18 protein-coding genes are annotated in these 18,202 nt (G+C 60.9%); 13 read left to right on the forward strand and 5 right to left on the reverse strand.

Annotated features, from left to right (window positions below; genetic code table 11):
• Positions 1-4: 4 nt before the first annotated feature.
• The 3 genes from HX812_RS10475 to HX812_RS10485 all read left to right on the forward strand — a co-directional run bounded on the left by HX812_RS10475 (position 5) and on the right by HX812_RS10485 (position 2,934).
• The gene (locus tag HX812_RS10475; RefSeq protein ID WP_017845295.1) at positions 5-841 is read left to right on the forward strand and encodes a S1 RNA-binding domain-containing protein; all 837 of its coding nucleotides are present in this window, start codon (positions 5-7) and stop codon (positions 839-841) included.
• A gap of 52 nt (positions 842-893) precedes the next feature.
• On the forward strand, positions 894-1,292 hold the full coding sequence (locus HX812_RS10480) for a DUF2177 family protein (protein ID WP_038847292.1): 399 nt from the start codon (positions 894-896) through the stop codon (positions 1,290-1,292).
• 199 nt (positions 1,293-1,491) lie between these two features.
• Positions 1,492-2,934, forward strand: coding sequence for an NCS1 family nucleobase:cation symporter-1 (locus HX812_RS10485; RefSeq protein ID WP_038847294.1), 1,443 nt, complete (start codon positions 1,492-1,494; stop codon positions 2,932-2,934).
• On the opposite strand, the gene HX812_RS10490 is transcribed toward HX812_RS10485, so the two are convergent.
• A complete protein-coding gene (locus tag HX812_RS10490; RefSeq protein ID WP_038847295.1) occupies positions 2,846-4,054 on the reverse strand; it encodes an MFS transporter in 1,209 nt (402 codons plus the stop codon). The two genes, HX812_RS10485 and HX812_RS10490, sit on opposite strands and share 89 nt — an antisense overlap.
• A 103-nt stretch (positions 4,055-4,157) precedes the next feature.
• On the opposite strand from HX812_RS10490, the gene HX812_RS10495 reads away from it, so the two are divergent.
• The 4 genes from HX812_RS10495 to HX812_RS10505 all read left to right on the forward strand — a co-directional run bounded on the left by HX812_RS10495 (position 4,158) and on the right by HX812_RS10505 (position 6,534).
• On the forward strand, positions 4,158-5,051 hold the full coding sequence (locus tag HX812_RS10495; protein ID WP_038847298.1) for a LysR family transcriptional regulator: 894 nt from the start codon (positions 4,158-4,160) through the stop codon (positions 5,049-5,051).
• A 142-nt stretch (positions 5,052-5,193) separates the two neighbouring features.
• On the forward strand, positions 5,194-5,316 hold the full coding sequence (locus tag HX812_RS32100; RefSeq protein WP_003193089.1) for a PA1414 family protein: 123 nt from the start codon (positions 5,194-5,196) through the stop codon (positions 5,314-5,316).
• Positions 5,317-5,551: 235 nt separating this feature from the next.
• A complete protein-coding gene (locus HX812_RS10500) occupies positions 5,552-6,154 on the forward strand; it encodes a peptidoglycan recognition family protein (protein WP_038847313.1) in 603 nt (200 codons plus the stop codon).
• Entirely contained in the window at positions 6,151-6,534 is a 384-nt protein-coding gene (locus HX812_RS10505) for a hypothetical protein (RefSeq protein WP_038847300.1), read from the forward strand. The genes HX812_RS10500 and HX812_RS10505 overlap by 4 nt, the downstream gene beginning before the upstream one ends.
• Before the next feature lie 63 nt (positions 6,535-6,597).
• Here the strand turns inward: HX812_RS10505 and HX812_RS10510 are convergent, their stop codons facing one another.
• The 4 genes from HX812_RS10510 to speB are packed head-to-tail and all read right to left on the reverse strand — an operon-like array spanning position 6,598 to position 10,988.
• On the reverse strand, positions 6,598-7,980 hold the full coding sequence (locus HX812_RS10510; RefSeq protein WP_038847302.1) for a sodium:solute symporter: 1,383 nt from the start codon (positions 7,978-7,980) through the stop codon (positions 6,598-6,600).
• A 24-nt stretch (positions 7,981-8,004) separates the two neighbouring features.
• Positions 8,005-9,594 carry a cytosine permease gene (locus tag HX812_RS10515; RefSeq protein WP_177128264.1) on the reverse strand — a complete coding sequence of 530 codons (1,590 nt, stop codon included), beginning with the start codon at positions 9,592-9,594 and terminating at the stop codon, positions 8,005-8,007.
• A 21-nt stretch (positions 9,595-9,615) separates the two neighbouring features.
• On the reverse strand, positions 9,616-10,038 hold the full coding sequence (locus HX812_RS10520) for a nuclear transport factor 2 family protein (RefSeq protein WP_038847685.1): 423 nt from the start codon (positions 10,036-10,038) through the stop codon (positions 9,616-9,618).
• Positions 10,038-10,988 carry an agmatinase gene (gene speB, locus HX812_RS10525; protein WP_016976505.1) on the reverse strand — a complete coding sequence of 317 codons (951 nt, stop codon included), beginning with the start codon at positions 10,986-10,988 and terminating at the stop codon, positions 10,038-10,040. Before speB ends, HX812_RS10520 begins: the two co-directional genes overlap by 1 nt.
• 149 nt (positions 10,989-11,137) lie before the next feature.
• Between speB and HX812_RS10530 the strand changes: the two genes are divergently transcribed.
• The 6 genes from HX812_RS10530 to mazG all read left to right on the forward strand — a co-directional run bounded on the left by HX812_RS10530 (position 11,138) and on the right by mazG (position 18,196).
• Positions 11,138-12,031: a LysR family transcriptional regulator gene (locus HX812_RS10530; protein WP_028617381.1), complete on the forward strand. Its 894-nt coding sequence runs from the start codon at positions 11,138-11,140 to the stop codon at positions 12,029-12,031.
• Positions 12,032-12,037: 6 nt separating this feature from the next.
• Positions 12,038-12,634, forward strand: coding sequence for a tRNA-uridine aminocarboxypropyltransferase (locus HX812_RS10535; protein ID WP_038847686.1), 597 nt, complete (start codon positions 12,038-12,040; stop codon positions 12,632-12,634).
• A gap of 111 nt (positions 12,635-12,745) precedes the next feature.
• The gene (cysM, locus tag HX812_RS10540) at positions 12,746-13,648 is read left to right on the forward strand and encodes a cysteine synthase CysM (RefSeq protein WP_038847688.1); all 903 of its coding nucleotides are present in this window, start codon (positions 12,746-12,748) and stop codon (positions 13,646-13,648) included.
• On the forward strand, positions 13,648-15,000 hold the full coding sequence (gene rlmD, locus HX812_RS10545) for a 23S rRNA (uracil(1939)-C(5))-methyltransferase RlmD (protein ID WP_038847689.1): 1,353 nt from the start codon (positions 13,648-13,650) through the stop codon (positions 14,998-15,000). Before cysM ends, rlmD begins: the two co-directional genes overlap by 1 nt.
• A 119-nt stretch (positions 15,001-15,119) precedes the next feature.
• The gene (relA, locus tag HX812_RS10550; protein ID WP_038847691.1) at positions 15,120-17,363 is read left to right on the forward strand and encodes a GTP diphosphokinase; all 2,244 of its coding nucleotides are present in this window, start codon (positions 15,120-15,122) and stop codon (positions 17,361-17,363) included.
• Positions 17,363-18,196, forward strand: a complete 834-nt coding sequence (mazG, locus tag HX812_RS10555) for a nucleoside triphosphate pyrophosphohydrolase (RefSeq protein WP_038847693.1) — start codon at positions 17,363-17,365, stop codon at positions 18,194-18,196. Before relA ends, mazG begins: the two co-directional genes overlap by 1 nt.
• The last annotated feature ends 6 nt before the right edge of the window (positions 18,197-18,202 follow it).

The following is an 18,202-nucleotide window of genomic DNA, read 5'->3' on the forward strand; positions in this document are numbered from 1 at the left end:
GAAAATGGCTTTGGTCGGGCGCTACAACAGCTTGCAAGTGGTTAAACACACTAACTTTGGTTTGTACCTGGACGGTGCGCAAGATGGCGAAATCCTCTTGCCTAATCGGTATATCCCCAAAGATATTCCCAGTGAAGATGAAGACTGGCTTAACGTTTTCATTTACCTGGACAGCGATGACAAACTTATCGCCACCACTGAAAAGCCCAAAGTTCAAGTGGGTGAGTTCGCCAGTTTGAAAGTGGTAGAAGTCAACAGCATTGGCGTGTTCCTCGATTGGGGCCTGCCCAAGGACCTGTTGCTGCCGTATTCGGAAGAAAAACGCCAGATGACCGCAGGCGAATATTGCGTGGTGCACGTCTACCTCGACAAGCACACCAAGCGCATCACCGCCACTGCGCGCCTGGATCGCTACCTGGACAAGACGCCGGCCAACTACCAGGTGGGCCAGGAAGTCGACCTGCTGGTGGCCGAAGCCACTGACATGGGCTTCAAGGCGATCATCAACAACAAGCATTGGGGCCTGATCCACAAGAACGAAGTGTTCAAGTTCCTGCGCCCAGGTAAAGAAGAAAAAGGCTTTATCAAAGAGATCCGCGCCGATGGCAACATCAGCCTGAGCTTGCAGCCGGTTGGCCAGGAAGCGGCCTCCAGCCTCAACTCGAAGATCCTCGCCAAGTTGCGTGAAAACAACGGCAGCTTGCCGGTCAGCGACAAGAGCGATCCGGCGGTGATCAGCAACTTGTTCGGTGTGAGCAAGGGCAACTTCAAGAAGGCCATTGGTGCGTTGTACAAGCAGGGCCAGATCGTGATTCATGCGGATCGCATTGAACTAAGCTGATCACGCTTTGCTCTTCTGTAGACGCCCGTCGGCGTCTACAGAGGTTGCATCAATGAGCAAGAAATCGCTGTTCGCCTACCTCGGCACGTTGCTTGCCTTCCTGGTGCTGGATGGTCTCTGGCTCGGTGTCCTCATGGGACCCACCTATAAATCCCTGCTGGGTCCACTGATGCTGGACCAACCCCGCCTGTTGCCCGCCACACTCTTCTATCTCCTGTACGTGCTTGGTTGCGTGGTGTTCGTGGTCTTGCCCAGCGCAAGCTGGCAACGCGCTGCACGCCTGGGTGCCTTGCTGGGCCTGGTCGCCTATGGCACCTATGACTTGAGCAACTGGGCCACGCTGCAAGGTTGGTCTGCGCAGTTGGCGGTCATGGACATGGCGTGGGGCACCTTCCTGACTGCAGCCTGCTGCACGGCAGGTTATCTGTGTGCACATCGAGTGCAGCGCTGATTGTGTACAGGATTTTTGTGCACCTTTGCTGAGCGTAGGCCCTGTGTCCAAGCCTGTTCCCCTCCCTTTGGAACGCCGTTCCAGAGGGATTGGGCTCAATTGGCACGCATTCTGCTGAATACCTCGTATACAAACCATGCCGCCTCCCGTATGCACACCCGTGACGGAAGCGCAGGCCGGTATTTCGAGGAGCCCCGCGATGACCGAACAATTGCCCAAAGGCTACAGCCCACGCCTGTATAACCAGGACCTGGGCCCGCTGCCGCAAAAGTGGAACTGGTACAACATTTTCGCCTTCTGGATGAGCGACGTGCACAGCGTCGGCGGTTATGTGTTCGCTGCCAGCCTCTTCGCCTTGGGCCTCGCCAGTTGGCAGGTGCTGATCGCCTTGCTCGCCGGGATCTGCATCGTGCAAGTGATCGCCAATCTGGTAGCCAAACCGAGCCAGCAAGCCGCTGTGCCTTATCCGGTGATCTGTCGCCTGGCATTTGGTGTGTTTGGCGCGAACATTCCTGCGGTGATTCGCGGCTTGATCGCGGTGGCCTGGTATGGGATTCAGACATACCTGGCGTCGAGCGCCTTGATCATCGTGGTGCTGCGCTTCTTCCCACAGATGGCGGTGTACGCAGAGCCGCATTTCGCAGGTTTGTCCTACCTTGGTTGGTTTGGTTTCCTCAGCCTGTGGCTGTTGCAAGCGGCGGTGTTCTGGGCCGGCATGGAATCCATCCGGCGTTTTATCGATTGGGCGGGGCCTGTGGTCTACGCGGTGATGTTCGCCCTGGCGGGCTGGATCGTGTGGAAGGCGGGCTGGTCGAACATCAGCTTCACCCTGGCGGAAAAATCGCTGTCGGGCTGGCAGGCCTTCGGCCAGGTGATCGTGGCGACGGCGTTGGTGGTGTCGTACTTCTCCGGGCCGACCCTGAACTTCGGTGACTTCAGCCGCTACTGCCGCAGCATGCAGGACGTACGGCGCGGCAACTTCTGGGGGCTGCCGGTGAATTTCCTGGCGTTTTCCCTGGTCACCGTGGTGATCGTCTCGGGCACTTTGCCGGTGTTCGGTGAAATGCTGCATGACCCGATCGCCACGGTTTCGCGCATCGATAACAGCATGGCGGTGTTGCTGGGGGCGTTTGCTTTTGTCACCGCGACCATCGGTATCAATATCGTCGCCAACTTCGTGTCCCCAGCCTTTGACTTCGCCAACGTTGCGCCGAGCAAGATCAGCTGGCGCGCGGGTGGGATGATCGCTGCGGTGGCGTCGATCTTCATCACACCGTGGAACCTGTTCAATAACCCGCTGATGATCCATTACACCCTGGATATTCTCGCGGCTTTTATCGGGCCACTGTTCGGCATCCTGCTGGTGGATTTCTACCTGATCAAAAAACAGCAGATCGACGTGGACGCGTTGTTCGATGACAGCCCGAGCGGACGTTACTACTTCGACGGTGGTGTGAACTGGACGGCGGTCAAGGCGCTGGTGCCTGCGACGCTGGTGGGCGTCGCGATCACCTTTACCCCGGCGTTGCAGGGCATGGCCAACTTTGCCTGGTTTACCGGCTGCTTCCTGGGTGGGCTGTTTTTCCTGGTGTTGGCGCGGCGTGAACAGGGGCGTGTGCCTGCACCGCTGGTTGCCGGCTGACCAGGATCGAGCCCGCCAACAGCAAGCCAGCGCCGGCCACCACCAGTGCCGGTTGCAGCCCACCACTCAGGTGGCTGCTGATCGAGGCCAGCAACGGCCCGCTCAATTGGCCGATGGCGAAGCTGGCGGTCAGCAGTCCGGTGCTGCGCTGGTAGCCGTGGGGCGCGACCTCGCGCAGGCGTGCCATCACCAACTGCATGCAGGCCAGGAACGGCCCGCCGCACAGCAGCACCCCCAATGCCAGGCCCCAGCCATTGCCCAGCAAGCAGGCAAACACTCCGGCCGCTTGCAGCCACAATGTGGTCATCAGCCAGCGGCGAGTGGTGTCTGGGTCCTTGCGGCGCAGGGTCGCCACCACCACGCCAATCGCGGCGGCCAGGCCGAAGCATGGCCAGAACAGGTCGGCTTGCCAGGCACCTTTGAATTGCGCGCTGGCCATCTGCGATAGGAACGTCGCCGGGATGATGTAGCCAAGACCATACAACACATAAATCCAGCACAAATGCGCGATGCTGCCGTTGCTTCCAGCATCGGTCTGGCCGACAACGGGCGTGCCGCTGGCGGAGGGCTTCGGCAGGAAAGGCAGGATGGCCAGCAACATCACCAGCGCCACCCCGCCATACACCAGCCACAATGTGCCCGAATTTTGCCCCATCAGATTCGAGCCCAACGCCAGTAAGCCAGTCAACAAAATCCCCAGCCCCGGCCCGGCGAAGACCAAGGCACCCAGGCGCGGACGTCCGGCGGCAATCGCCAGTGGCTGGCTCAGGCTAGTGATCATCACCAGCGCCCAGGCGCTCGCGACCCCGGTCCCAAAGCGCAGCAACAGGTGCGGCCAGAACCCGTGGGCCCAGTACGAGGCGAGCGTCAGCAGCACGCACAACCACAACCCGCCATATAAGCGCCCACGGACATGGTGGTGGCTGCGTGCGAAGATCGAATCCACCGCGCCGACGAAGTAGCCCAGGTAGTTGGCGGCGGCAATCAGGCCGGCGCCGGTCAGGTCGATCTGCCCTTCACTGAGCAGATGGGGCATTTGGGGAGTGAGGGCGAAGCGGCCAATGCCCATCGCCATCATCAGGGCGACAAAGCTGGCGAGTAAGCGGACTAAAGGAGACATGTTCAGTATTCCTGCGGGTAAACGAATACCCTCAGGCTAAAGTGGATTGACTTTCTGCAAAAATGAATAATAGTGAGTAACTTGTTCAGTTTTGGAGAAAGGTATGGAGTTCAGTCAATTGCGCATTTTCCAGGCGGTGGCGGAAGAGGGCTCCATCACGCGTGCGGCTGAGCGCTTGCATCGGGTGCCGTCGAACCTGTCGACGCGCCTCAAACAAATGGAGGAGCAGCTCGGCGTAGAGCTGTTCGTGCGTGAGCGCCAGCGCTTGCAGCTGTCACCGGCCGGCAAGGTGTTGCTGGACTACAGCACTCGACTGCTGGCCCTGCACGACGAAGCCCACGGCGCGGTGCAAGGCGGGCAACCGGCCGGCGATTTTGTGGTGGGTAGCATGTACAGCACAGCGGCGGTGCATCTGCCGAAGCTGCTGGCGGGCTATCACAAGGCTTATCCAATGGTGAATCTTCAGGTGCAATCGGCACCCAGCGGAGAACTGCTCGAAGGGTTGATCACCGGCCGGCTGGATGCGGCATTTGTGGATGGCCCCATCACCATCGCTTCCCTGGACGGTGTGCCTTTGTGCGAAGAACGCCTGGTGCTGATCTGCGAGGCCGACCATCCGCCAGTACAGGGTCCGCAGGATGTGGCGGGGCGTTCGGTGTTCACCTTCCGTCGCAGCTGTGCCTATCGCACCCGGCTGGAAACCTGGTTTTCCCATGAGCGGGTGGCCATGGGCCGGGCGATTGAGATCGAGTCTTATCAGGGCATGCTGGCGTGCGTGATCGCCGGATCCGGGGTGGCATTGATGTCCGAATCCATGCTGGAGAGCCTGCCCGGCAAGGACAGCGTGTCCGTTCATCCGCTGAAAGGGCCTTTTGCCACTGCGACCACTTGGCTGATGTGGCGAAAGGGTATGCTCGGCGCTAACCTCAACGCATGGATCGACCTGCAGCAAGCTGGCAAGGCTGAGGTCCTGCACGACACGCGCGCCATTGCTTGAGCGATCCGTCAGGATTTTGATGAATTCAGTAATAGTTCGTTGTGGTTTCGTTCAAGCATTACGTAGGACTTAGGGCTACTATCACTGTAGGAAAAGGCGACAGAACTTGCGCCTACCAGCATTACCCTCAAAGGGGGCAACCATGAAAGAGAAAATTCAAAACTGGCTCCATGATCTGGGTGTTGCACTGGGCTTGATCGAGCCTCCGCTGCAACCCGTGCCGATTCGCACCGATGACGAGCAACGTCGCCCACGTCGCAGGTAAGTCCTGGAAGCGCTCACGCGATCCAATCGCGCGGGCGCTGACACTTCGGGTCGTTCTTCAGGGCGTGTTCGGTTCCCTGTAATCAGGCTGTATTCGCTGTACATTTCGTAGTGTCCGCAACTGTCTGACGAGGCATGCCTCATTGTCAGAGCCTTCTTCTTATTTTGTCATCCGTGCCCTTTTCCCGGTTCGTCCTTCTATATTTTTGCCTTCACATGGATGAATGGGCATTGGAATGTCGAGCATTGATAGCGAAGGCATGTTGATTTCCGAAAGAGTCGAACTCCGTCGGTTTCCAACGATCGAGCATGGGGATTTGCGTAGCGTGAGCGCTTTGGTAGTCCACCAGACGGACGCTCCGACGGCGCAACACACCTTTAATGCTTACCTTGCCAAGGGCAATGGAGCGCACTTTCTCATCGAGAAAAATGGCGTGATCTATCAGACGGCGAGCCTCAAAAAACGCTGTTACCACGTTGGGCGCTATCTGCGCTCCAAGTGCCTGGCAAAGGATAAGGCGACGTGCGATACCGCTCAAATCCAACCTATCCAGGCACTCACCTGGGCCTTGCAGATTCGAGCGCTGGACCGCTATGAGCGCACCAAGGACTACCCTGAGCGATACCCGATGAACGCGGACTCTTTGGGAATTGAATTGGTCGGCAAGCATCTGGATGCTGCCCGTTACGAGGACGTGACCGCTATGCAGAATCAATCCCTGCGGTGGTTGGTGGCTGAGTTGTATGGCCATTTCCGCCTGACGCCGGAGGACGTCTACACGCATCCGCAAATCTCCTACAAACATCCGGGTGAAGCCAGTAGCGCGGTGTGGCAATGAACCTGCGGCGAGGGTTGTTGGGCGTATGGGTGATACTTGCCGGGCGCGCGGCCTGCGCTGCGGATATCGACGGCATTGCCATCTCGGGCTTCCACTCCGAAGAACCGGAGCGCTGTCGACCCAGCGACGTTATGTTGGATGAGCGACAAGTCGCGTCCTTCTTCAAGCGCGCTGAACTTATTAACGCACGCACGCTGCATGACGAATACGACTGGGCACCTTGTTACCTCGAAGGCACACTGAAGTATCGCGGCAAGGCGTGTACTTGGCGGGTGAGGGCGGGGGCCACAGGGGAGATCGAATGCCCTGCAACCGAGCAGTATTTTGGCTGTAAGTCTTGCGGTGATTTGTTCGAACAGGTCCGCCTGGATGCTGAGTAAAAAAACGGGCACGACATCCGACGTCGCACCCGCTGAAGAAACCGCTCTAAACCTCTTTGTATCTCAAACCGCGTTGGCCGCCATACCCTCTGGCCGGCGCGATAGCAAACTCACCACTACAAAACTCACCAGCCCAATCGCCAGACTGTAGTAGATCGGCGTGTTTGCATCCAATCCGTCCTTGATCATGAACACCAGCGCCGTCACGAAGCCCAGGGTCATGGAGGTGATGGCGCCTGAGGTGGTGGCGCGCTTCCAGAAGATCGCGCCGATCAGCGGGATCAACATGCCGCCCACCAACAGGTTGTAGGCCAGGGTCAAGGCGCTGATCACATCGCTCACCACCAGGGCGATACCCAGCACGGCAATGCCGGTCAGCATCGTGAACAGGCGGTTGATGGCCAGGCTCGACTGTTTGCCGCCCCGCAGGCGTGGCAGCAGGTCTTCGGTCAGGACGGTGGAGGCGGCGAGCAGGCCGGCACTGGCGGTGGACATCATTGCCGCCAGTGCTGCGGCAATCACCAGGCCACGGATGCCGTCCGGCAGCGAGGCTTTGACGATGGCGGCAAAGGCGTTGTTGACGTTATCCAGGTCCGGGATCAGTACATGGGCGGCCATGCCGATCAGCGCACAGGCCAGGCCGTAGAGGATGCAATAGAAACCGGCGAACGTGCCTGCGTACTTGGCGACCTTTTCGTCACGGGCGGTGAACACCCGCTGCCAGATGTCCTGGCCGATCAGGATGCCGAAGAAGTAGATCATGAAGTAGGTGATGATCGTGTCCCAACCGATCGCGGTGAAGCTGAAACTCGACGCGGGCAGCTTGGCCACCAGTTCGTCCCAGCCGCCGACGCGGTACAGGCAGATCGGCAAGAGGATGAACATCAGGCCGACGGTCTTGATCACGAATTGCACGATGTCAGTGAGCGTCAGCGACCACATGCCGCCGATGGTCGAGTACACCACCACCACGCCACCGCCGAGCAGCACCGAGATCCAGAACGGCAGGCCGAACAGCACTTGCAGCACGGTGCCGATGGCCAGGATCGAGGTCACGCCGATCATCAGCGCGTAGGCCAGCATGATCACCGCGCTGGCCTGGCGGGCCATGGGGTTGTAGCGTTTTTCCAGCACCTGGGTCACGGTGAAGATCTTCAGCTTCAGCAGCGGCTTGGCCAGGAACAGGTTCAGCGCAATGATGCCCATGCCCAGCGCGGCACACAGCCAGAAGCCGGAGATGCCATGCACGTAGCCCAGGCGCACGGTGCCGACGGTGGACGCCCCGCCCAACACCGTTGCGGCCATGGTGCCCATGTACAGCGACGGGCCCAGGTTGCGCCCGGCCACCAAGTAGTCTTCATGGGTCTTGGCGCGGCGCATGCCGTAGTAGCCGAGCACGAGCATGCCGGCGGCGTAGATGAGTACGACGAATAAATCCAAAGCCATGACGGCGGTTCTCCGATTATCTTTTTATTGTGATGAAGAGGCTTGCTGTGGTGAGGACGCTTGTTGTGGCGAGGGAGCTTGCTCCCGTTCGACAGCGAAGCTGGAGCCAGCTTTTTTGGGGCCGCTACGCAGCCCAGCGGGAGCAAGCTCCCTCGCCACAACGGCCGGCCCATAAACAGCCGCCGGTTCCGGGAACACACGAAGCAAGGTCAGGTACACCACCGAGGCCAGCCCCAGCGTCACCGGCAAACTGATATCAATGCCATCGGCCAGATTGCCCAGCGGCCCGACAAACTGCCCCGGCAGGTTGACGAAGCACAGGCCCACCAGCGCACTCGGGATCCAGGCCCCCAGCCCGCGCCAGTTCCAGCCATGGCTGAACCAGTAGCGGCCGCCGGTTTCACCGCGCGTGAACACCTGCAGGTCATCCGGGCAGTAGAAGCCGCGACGCACGATCAGGCCGATGATCATCATCACCATCCACGGCGTGGTGCAGGTGATGATCAACACGGCGAAGGTCGACACGCTCTGCACCAGGTTGGCGGCGAAACGTCCGATAAAGATGAAGGCAATCGACATCACCCCGATCAGCAATGTGGCCTTGACCCGCGACAGCAGGCGCGGGAATACGCTGGACATGTCCAACCCGGTGCCATACAGCGACGTGGTGCCGGTGGACATGCCGCCGATCACCGCGATCAGGCACACCGGCAGGAAGAACCAGCTCGGCGCCACGGCCAGCAAACCGCCGACATAGTTGTTGGCCGCAATATAGTCCGGTGCCTTGATCGCGACGATGGTCGCGGTGGCCAGGCCGAACAGGAAGGGGATCAAGGTGGCGATTTGCGCCAGGACCACTGCCAGCATGATGCGTATTTTCGGCGTCTCACGCGGGATGTAGCGCGACCAGTCACCCAGGAACGCGCCGAACGAAATCGGATTGCTCATGGCCACCAGTGCGGCGCCGATAAAGGCGGCCCAGAAGCCGGTCTGGCCCAGCGCTACGGTGCCGGCGAAGTGGCTGTCGAAGGCCGGCGCAAACGCGAAAATCCCCAGCAGGAACAGCAGGCTCGCCGCCCACACGGCAATGCGATTGACCCACAGCATGAAGCGAAAGCCGTAGATACACACGGTCAGCACCAGAATCGCGAACACGCCGTAGGCCAGGCCCAGGCTCAGGTCGGTTTCCGGCAAGCCAATCAGACGTTTCGCACCGCCCACCAGCGCATCACCTGAACTCCACACCGACAGTGAGAAGAAGGCAATCGCCGTCAGCAGCGAGAGAAATGAGCCGACAATCCGCCCGTGTACGCCAAAGTGCGCACCGGAAGACACCGCGTTGTTGGTGCCATTGATCGGCCCGAACAGGCCCATCGGCGCCAGGATCAGCGCGCCCACCAGCACGCCCAGCACAATCGCCCAGACACCGGCCTGGAACGACAGGCCGAACAGCACGGGAAAAGAACCCAGCACGGCGGTGGCAAAGGTGTTCGCACCGCCGAAGATCAGTCGGAACAGATCCTTGGGGCCGGCGGTACGCTCATGGTCCGGGATCTGCTCGACCCCGTTGGTTTCTATCTTGCGAATACTTTTATCGTTGTTTTTATTATTCATGATCTGCTCCGATCACATTGGCTAAGGGGGCGGCAGCCCTTCCGGCATAGCGGACAAATGTTCGTGACAGGCCAGCCACAGGCCTTGTTTTTGTTCTGTGCGAGACTCTTGCCGTTTGAAGACAATGGTCTCGCGTTCCTGGCTAAAAAATTGCTCCCCGTTCATGCGCAGCTCAGTGGCCACGTCATGCATGAAAATCGCCACGTCACCTTGCAGGCTGACAAAGGCGTTGCTCGAGGTGCAGGACAGCACCTCGAACCCCTCGTCCCGACGCCAGCGGTCCCACAACGCCTGGTAGGCGTCGCGACTGAGCAGCGGCTGGGGCAGGGTGTAGAACACGAAGCTGGCGTCCGCCGTGAACGCGCCGAAGTAGGCGGCGCGGTCATTGCGGGCGAAGGCCGCCACCAGGTCGGCGGCGGCTTGTAGTACTTCTTGGGCGCTCATCAGCGATGGGCCACGCCAGGCAGTACGCAGAGCATCTCGTACAGCAGGTTGGCGCCCAGCAGCGAAGTGTTGCCGGTGGTGTCGTAGGGCGGCGAAACTTCTACCAGGTCGCAACCAATCAGGTCGAGACCCTGGCAGCCACGGATGATCTCGATGGCCTGGATGGTGGTCAGCCCGCCGATTTCCGGGGTGCCGGTGCCCGGTGCCCAGGCCGGGTCGATGCCATCGATGTCAAAGCTCAGGTACACCGGACCGCCGCCGACTTTTTCACGCACTTCGGCCATCAAGGGCGCGAGGGAGTGGTGCCAGCATTCTTCGGCCTGGACCACACGGAAGCCCTGTTTGCGGCTCCAGTTGAAGTCTTCGGCGGTGTAGCCCTGGGCGCGCAGGCCGATTTGCACTACACGGTCGCAATCGAGCAAGCCTTCTTCTACCGCGCGGCGGAAGGTGGTGCCGTGGGCGATTTTCTCACCGAACATATGGTCGTTGACGTCAGCGTGGGCATCGATGTGCACCAGCCCGACCTTGCCGTGTTTCTTGTGGATCGCCCGCAGGATCGGCAGGGTGATGGTGTGGTCGCCGCCCAGGGTCATCGGGATCACGTCGTGTTCGAGGATCTCGTCGTAGGCTTCTTCGATGATGCGCACGGCGTCGAGCAGGTTGAAGGTGTTGATCGCCACGTCGCCGATGTCGGCCACCGACAGCGAGTCGAACGGTGCGGCGCCGGTGGCCATGTTGTACGGGCGGATCATCACGGATTCGGCGCGGATTTCACGCGGCCCGAAGCGGGTACCGGCGCGCAGCGAGGTGCCGATGTCCAGCGGCACGCCGACAAAGGCGGCATCCAGGCCCTTGGCCGTTTGCAGGTGGGGAAGACGCATCATGGTGGCGATGCCGGCAAAGCGCGGCATTTCGTTGCCGCCCAGTGGTTGGTGGAAAATCTTGTCCACGGGAGTGCCTCATCGTTGTTTTGTTTGTTAGGGGCCGATTCTGCGAAATACGTGGAAACGAAAGAATCGGCAGGGGCAAATACTTAGTTCAGATTTTTCTAAACTAATGCGCACAGGTAGACTGCAACGACCCACACCCGGAGCCGACCATGGCCAACGCCTTGCCCGACCTGAAACTCCTGCGCATCTTCGTCAGCGTCGTGCGGCACCAGGGGTTCGCCAATGCCCAGCACGAACTCAACCTGTCCACCTCGGCCATCAGCACCTACATGAGTCAGCTGGAAGCGGCGCTGGGCCTGGTGTTGTGCCATCGCGGGCGGGGTGGTTTCAGTCTCACCAGCAAGGGCGAGTTGTTCCATCAGGAAACCTTGCGCCTGTTGGGCGAGCTGGAAGGTTTCGAGCAGTACGCCGCCGCGTTGAAGGGCGAGTTGCGCGGCACGCTGAAGCTGGGTGTACTGGACTCCACGGTCAGCGACAAAGCGTTACCCTTCGCCGAAGTGATCGGCGCCTACAGCCTGGAACACCCGGCGGTGCACTTGCATCTGTCGGTGATGAGCCCTTACGAACTGCAACTGGGCGTGCAGGACAACCGTCTCGACCTGGCCATCGGCGCGTTTTCCAACCGCATGAGCGGACTGATCTACATGCCGCTGTACCGCGAGCAGCACTGGTTGTATTGCAGCACGCGGCATCCTTTGTTCAATGAACGGCGTATTCCCGAGCAGGTGATCACGCAGCAACGCATGGTCGGTCGCGGCTACTGGAGCCAGGCCGAATTGGCAAGGCACGGCTTCAAACACAGTGCCGCCACCGTGGAAAGTATGGAGGCGCAGTTGATCCTGGTGCTGTCCGGCGCCTACATCGGTTATTTGCCCGAACACTACGCCCAGGCCTGGGCCGACAAAGGCGATTTGCGCGTCTTGCTGCCGGCGACCTTCGGCTACCAGGCACCCTTCTCGATGATCATGCGTCGAGGTCGCAGCCGTGAACCGCTGATCCAGACGTTCCGCGACTTGCTCAAAGCCCAGCTCAACCAGGCCTGATAAACCATGTCCAGACCCCAATGTTCCCGTTGCCTCAGGCCTGTCGCCCACTGCCTGTGCGCGCTGATCCCCAGCCTCGATAGCCGCACCCGCGTGTTGCTGTTGCAGCACCCGAGCGAGGTCAACCATGCGCTGAATACCGCACGGCTGGCGGCGTTGGGGTTGAAAAATGCGCAGTTGGTAGTAGGGGAGGTGTTTGAAGACTTGCCGACGTTGTTGAACGTGCCCGGTTACCAGGCACGGCTGCTGTTTCCGGCTGACGACGCCCAGCCACTTAAAGCCTATGCGCCAGAAGATCAGCCGCTGCTGCTGGTGGTCCCCGACGGCACTTGGCGCAAGGCGCGCAAACTCTTGCACCTCAACCCGCTATTGGCGGCGTTGCCAAGGGTGGCGTTGGCCGACAGTGCAGTGTCCCGCTATCGGCTGCGCAAGGCGCCTGGCCCCGGCGCGCTGTCGACAGTGGAAGCGATTGTGCAGGCGCTGGAGGTCCTGGAGTCGCCAGCTTCGTTTGCACCCTTGCTCAAACCCTTCGATGCGTTGATCGACGGCCAGATTGCGGCGATGGGGCCTGATGTGTTCAAACGCAACCATGGCGAGCAGTGAACATTCGGTGCCTTATTCCTTTAAGCCATAAGCACCGCACTTTGCGTGATATGGCCCGCCGGCCTTTCCCGGTATGATGTTCGCCCCCGCAGTCTGGATTGCGAATACGCCATGACCTTGCAGTACCCTACAATCGCCGATTGCGTCGGCAACACGCCCCTGGTCCGCTTGCAACGCATGGCGGGTGAAACCAGCAATACCCTGTTGCTCAAGCTCGAAGGGAACAACCCGGCCGGCTCCGTCAAGGACCGCCCGGCGTTGTCGATGATCACCCGCGCCGAACTGCGCGGGCAGATCAAGCCCGGCGACACCCTGATCGAAGCCACTTCGGGTAACACCGGGATCGCCCTGGCCATGGCCGCCGCGATCAAGGGTTACAAGATGATCCTGATCATGCCCGACAACGGCAGCGCCGAACGCAAGGCGGCAATGACCGCCTACGGCGCCCAGCTGATCCTGGTCACCCAGGAAGAAGGCATGGAAGGCGCACGGGACCTGGCCGAGCGCATGGCCGCCGAAGGCCGTGGCCTGGTGCTTGACCAGTTCGCCAACGGCGACAACCCCGAGGCGCACTACACCACCACTGGCCCGGAAATCTGGCGCCAGACGGGGGGCACCATCACCCATTTCGTCAGCTCCATGGGCACCACTGGCACCATCATGGGCAACTCGCGCTACCTCAAGGAGCAGAACCCGGCGATCCAGATCGTCGGCCTGCAACCGATGGAAGGCTCGGCCATTCCCGGTATCCGCCGCTGGCCCGAGGAGTATCTGCCGAAGATCTACAACGCGACCCGCGTAGACCGCATCATCGACATGGCACAGCGCGAAGCCGAAGACACCACCCGCCGCCTGGCCCGTGAAGAGGGCATCTTCTGCGGTGTGTCCTCCGGTGGCGCGGTGGCCGGCATGTTGCGTTTGTCCAAGGAAGTGGAAAACGCGGTGATCGTCGCGATCATCTGTGACCGAGGCGACCGCTACCTGTCGACCGGCATCTTCGACGAACCCAACTGATGGCCAAGCACGAGAGAGGCCTGCGCTTCCAACCGACGGGCGGCAGCCGGGCCCCGCAGATTCCTGTAGGCAAGAAACAGCGCCTGACCATCGAGCGCCTGGCCAACGACGGCCGTGGCATCGTGTTCTTTGAAGGTCGTACCTGGTTTGTGAACGGCGCGCTGGCCGGCGAAGAAGTCGAAGCGCGGGTGTTGGGCGCCCACGGCAAGATTGTCGAGGCGCGCACCGAGCGGGTGTTCAAGGCCAGCGAATTGCGCCGCCCGGCGCCGTGCGCCCATGTCGGCCGCTGCGGCGGTTGCAGCGTGCAGCACTTGCCCCATACCGAACAGCTTGCCCTGAAACAGCGCATGCTCGCCGAGCAACTGTCCCGTGTGGCCGGTGTCGAACCGCAAGAGTGGGCCCAGCCTTTGAGCGGTCCGGAATTCGGTTACCGTCGCCGCGCCCGCGTGGCCGTGCGCTGGGATGCCAAGGCCAAACAGCTGGAAGTAGGGTTCCGCGCCGTGGCCAGCCAGGACATTGTTGCCATCGACGATTGCCCAGTGCTGGTACAGGCCTTGCAACCGATCATGCAGCGTCTGCCGAACATGCTGCGTCGCCTGAGCAAGCCGCAGGCCCTGGGGCATGTTGAATTGTTCAGCGGTACCTCCATCGCCGTTTTGCTGCGGCACATGGCGCCGCTGTCGGAAGCGGACCTGCAGGTGTTGAAAGAGTTTTGTGCCTTCCATGAAGCCCAATTGTGGCTGCATGGCGAGGGTCAACCTGAGCCGGTCGAAGTCGATTCGGTCTTGGGTTTTCGATTGGAACAATGGGATCTGGAGTTGGCCTACCGACCTGGCGACTTCGTGCAGGTCAACGCCGGGGTCAACGAAGCAATGGTGGCCCAAGCCCTTGAATGGCTGGCGCCAAAACCCGACGAACGGGTGCTAGACCTGTTTTGCGGCTTGGGCAACTTCGCTCTGCCACTGGCGCGCCAGGTGCGTGAAGTGGTGGCGGTGGAAGGCGTGCAGACCATGGTAGACCGCGCGGCCGTCAACGCCGTCAGCAACGATTTGCATAATGCGCAGTTTTTTCAGGCCGATTTGTCCCAGCCTTTGACTGACGCGGAATGGGCCAAACAGGGCTTTTCTGCGGTACTCTTGGACCCACCCCGTGATGGTGCCCTGGAGGTTGTGCGCAAGCTCGCGACCCTGGGAGCCAAGCGTCTGGTGTATGTGTCCTGCAACCCGGCCACGCTGGCGCGGGACACGGTTGAGTTGGTCAAGCAAGGCTACCGGCTAAAACGTGCCGGGATCCTCGACATGTTTCCGCAAACCGCGCATGTCGAGGCCATGGCGTTATTTGAAGCGGGCTAGGATGCCCGTTTAATCCGACCGGCCTGTCGTCTCCAGGGCCTGTGATCTGCCAGGGAGCAGTAGAAGGTCGGCGATGAATTCTGGCGCATCGAAGGTGCGTCGTAGGGAAGGTAAGCAAGATGGTACAGGTGAGAGCACACCAGCCGATCAACACCGACGGCAGTATCAATCTCGAGGCATGGCTGGATCATGCCATCAGTGTCGACCCGGCACTGGACCGTGAAGCCTTGAAAGCAGCCTGCGAGTTCGCTCGCGAGTCTGAGCAGCAAGACAATGCGGCCAAGAACCTTTGGGCCGAAGGCACTTCAAGCTTTCGCACCGGGTTGGAAATTGCCGAGATCCTCGCCGATCTCAAGTTGGACCAGGATTCGCTGATCGCCGCCGTGCTCTATCGCGGCGTGCGCGAAGGGCATATTGCGTTGCCGCTGGTCAGCCAGCGCTTCGGCGCCGTGGTCGCCAAGCTGATTGATGGCGTGCTGCGCATGGCCGCCATCAGCGCGAGCCTCAGCCCACGTCAGTCCATGGTGCTGGGCACCCAGGGCCAGGTCGAGAACCTGCGCAAGATGCTGGTGGCGATGGTCGACGATGTGCGTGTCGCCCTGATCAAGCTGGCCGAGCGCACCTGCGCGATCCGTGCGGTGAAGACCGCCGACGACGAGAAACGTAACCGCGTCGCCCGCGAAGTTTTCGATATCTACGCGCCGCTGGCGCACCGCCTGGGCATCGGCCATATCAAGTGGGAACTGGAGGACTTGTCCTTCCGCTACCTCGAACCCGATCAATACAAACAAATCGCCACCTTGCTGCACGAGCGGCGGCTCGACCGTGAGCGCTTCATCAGCGACGTCATGGGCCAGTTGCGTTCCGAGTTGCAGGCCACCGGCGTGGATGCCGACATCAGTGGCCGCGCCAAACACATCTATTCCATCTGGCGCAAAATGCAGCGCAAGGGCCTGGCCTTCAGCCAGATCTATGACGTGCGTGCGGTGCGCGTGCTGGTGCCGGAAATGCGCGACTGCTACACCGCGCTCGGCATCGTCCACACGCTGTGGCGGCACATTCCCAAGGAGTTTGACGACTACATCGCCAACCCCAAGGAGAACGGCTATCGCTCGCTGCACACCGCGGTAATCGGCCCCGAAGGCAAGGTGCTGGAAGTGCAGATCCGCACCCACGCCATGCACGAAGAGGCCGAGCTGGGCGTGTGCGCGCACTGGCGTTACAAGGGCACCGACGTCAAGGCCGGGTCCAACCAGTACGAAGAGAAAATCTCCTGGCTGCGCCAAGTGCTGGAATGGCACGAAGAACTCGGCGACATCGGCGGCCTGGCCGAACAGCTGCGCGTGGATATCGAGCCGGACCGGGTCTACATCTTCACCCCGGACGGTCACGCCATCGACTTGCCCAAGGGCGCGACGCCGCTGGACTTCGCCTACCGCGTGCACACCGAGATCGGCCACAACTGCCGGGGCGCCAAGATCAATGGGCGCATCGTGCCGCTCAATTACAGCCTGCAGACCGGTGAACAGGTCGAGATCATCACCAGCAAGCACGGCACGCCGAGCCGCGACTGGCTGAACCCGAACCTGGGCTACATCACCACGTCGCGGGCGCGGGCGAAGATCGTCCACTGGTTCAAATTGCAGGCGCGCGACCAGAACGTCGCCGCCGGTAAAACCTTGCTTGAGCGCGAACTGGGGCGCCTCGGTCTGCCTCAGGTGGACTTCGACAAGTTGGCCGAAAAAGCCAACATGAAGATCGCCGAAGACATGTTTGCCGCCCTCGGTGCCGGCGATTTGCGCCTGGCCCAACTGGTCAACCTGGCGCAACAACTGGTCGAGCCGGAACGCGGCAGCGAACAGCTGGAACTGATCCCACGCAAGGCCACCGGCTACAAGCCCGGCAAACGTGGCGATATCCAGATCCAGGGCGTGGGCAACCTGATGACCCAAATCGCCGGCTGCTGCCAGCCGTTGCCGGGTGACGCCATCGTCGGCTACATCACCCAGGGCCGTGGCGTGAGCATTCACCGCCAGGACTGCGCCTCGGTGCTGCAACTGGGCGGGCGTGAGCCGGAGCGGATCATCCAGGTCAGCTGGGGCCCGGTGCCGGTGCTCACCTATCCGGTGGACATCATTATTCGTGCTTACGACCGTTCCGGCTTGCTGCGGGATGTGTCGCAAGTATTGCTCAATGAGCGGATCAACGTGCTGGCGGTCAACACCCGCTCGAACAAAGAGGACAACACTGCGTTGATGTCCCTGACCATCGAGATTCCGGGGCTGGACGCACTGGGGCGGTTGCTGGGGCGGATTTCCCAGCTGCCGAATATCATCGAGACGCGGCGTAACCGAACCCCATGATGTATTCGCTTGAAGACCTGCTGCACTTGATGAGCCGCCTGCGGGACCCGCAATACGGGTGCCCGTGGGACATCAAGCAAACCTACGCCACCATCGTCCCGCACACCCTGGAAGAAGCCTACGAAGTGGCCGATGCCATTGAGCGCGGCGACTTCGATCACCTGCAAGGCGAGTTGGGCGACCTGTTGTTCCAGGTGGTGTATTACAGCCAGTTGGCACGGGAAGAAGGGCGCTTCGAATTCGCCGGGGTGATCGACAGCATCACGCGCAAGCTGATCCGTCGTCATCCCCACGTGTTCCCCACGGGCGATCTGTATGCACCGCTGGACATCCCGCAGCTGAGTGAAGAACAGGTCAAGGAGCGCTGGGAGCAGATCAAGGCTGAGGAGCGTGCGGAAAAGTCCGACGCGCCGGAGCAACTTTCCCTGCTGGATGACGTGCCCACGGCGCTGCCGTCCCTGTCCCGCGCCGCCAAATTGCAGAAGCGCGCCAGCCAGGTCGGCTTCGATTGGCCGTCGGCCCTGCCGGTGGTGGATAACGTGCGCGAAGAGCTCGATGAAGTGCTCGAAGCCATGGCCGACAACGATTCTGCGGCGATTGCCGATGAGGTCGGTGACCTGCTGTTCGCGGCGGTCAACCTGGCCCGTCACCTCAAGGTCGACCCGGAAACCGCGCTGCGTGGCGCCAATGCCAAGTTCGAACGACGCTTCCGATTTATCGAACAGGCATTGCGTGATACGCACCAATCCATAGAAGATTGCACCCTCGAAACGATGGACGCCCTGTGGGGCGAAGCCAAACGTCAGGAAAAGAATGTGTCCAGCTGCGGTTGAGCAGTT

This window comes from Pseudomonas sp. IPO3749 (assembly GCF_013386605.1).
Lineage (GTDB): Bacteria > Pseudomonadota > Gammaproteobacteria > Pseudomonadales > Pseudomonadaceae > Aquipseudomonas > Aquipseudomonas azotoformans_A.

What these genes read in the sequence shown, in the direction of transcription:
- HX812_RS10535 (WP_038847686.1), top strand. Translation starts at nt 12,038, where the DNA reads ATGTCCAGACCCCAATGTTCCCGTTGCCTCAGGCCTGTCGCCCACTGC.
- HX812_RS10530 (WP_028617381.1), top strand. Translation starts at nt 11,138, where the DNA reads ATGGCCAACGCCTTGCCCGACCTGAAACTCCTGCGCATCTTCGTCAGC.
- HX812_RS32100 (WP_003193089.1), top strand. Translation starts at nt 5,194, where the DNA reads ATGAAAGAGAAAATTCAAAACTGGCTCCATGATCTGGGTGTTGCACTG.
- HX812_RS10490 (WP_038847295.1), bottom strand. Translation starts at nt 4,054, where the DNA reads ATGTCTCCTTTAGTCCGCTTACTCGCCAGCTTTGTCGCCCTGATGATG.
- HX812_RS10520 (WP_038847685.1), bottom strand. Translation starts at nt 10,038, where the DNA reads ATGAGCGCCCAAGAAGTACTACAAGCCGCCGCCGACCTGGTGGCGGCC.
- HX812_RS10475 (WP_017845295.1), top strand. Translation starts at nt 5, where the DNA reads ATGGCTTTGGTCGGGCGCTACAACAGCTTGCAAGTGGTTAAACACACT.
- HX812_RS10495 (WP_038847298.1), top strand. Translation starts at nt 4,158, where the DNA reads ATGGAGTTCAGTCAATTGCGCATTTTCCAGGCGGTGGCGGAAGAGGGC.
- HX812_RS10515 (WP_177128264.1), bottom strand. Translation starts at nt 9,594, where the DNA reads ATGAATAATAAAAACAACGATAAAAGTATTCGCAAGATAGAAACCAAC.
- HX812_RS10480 (WP_038847292.1), top strand. Translation starts at nt 894, where the DNA reads ATGAGCAAGAAATCGCTGTTCGCCTACCTCGGCACGTTGCTTGCCTTC.
- HX812_RS10485 (WP_038847294.1), top strand. Translation starts at nt 1,492, where the DNA reads ATGACCGAACAATTGCCCAAAGGCTACAGCCCACGCCTGTATAACCAG.
- HX812_RS10500 (WP_038847313.1), top strand. Translation starts at nt 5,552, where the DNA reads ATGTCGAGCATTGATAGCGAAGGCATGTTGATTTCCGAAAGAGTCGAA.
- rlmD (WP_038847689.1), top strand. Translation starts at nt 13,648, where the DNA reads ATGGCCAAGCACGAGAGAGGCCTGCGCTTCCAACCGACGGGCGGCAGC.
- relA (WP_038847691.1), top strand. Translation starts at nt 15,120, where the DNA reads ATGGTACAGGTGAGAGCACACCAGCCGATCAACACCGACGGCAGTATC.
- cysM (WP_038847688.1), top strand. Translation starts at nt 12,746, where the DNA reads ATGACCTTGCAGTACCCTACAATCGCCGATTGCGTCGGCAACACGCCC.
- mazG (WP_038847693.1), top strand. Translation starts at nt 17,363, where the DNA reads ATGTATTCGCTTGAAGACCTGCTGCACTTGATGAGCCGCCTGCGGGAC.
- HX812_RS10510 (WP_038847302.1), bottom strand. Translation starts at nt 7,980, where the DNA reads ATGGCTTTGGATTTATTCGTCGTACTCATCTACGCCGCCGGCATGCTC.
- HX812_RS10505 (WP_038847300.1), top strand. Translation starts at nt 6,151, where the DNA reads ATGAACCTGCGGCGAGGGTTGTTGGGCGTATGGGTGATACTTGCCGGG.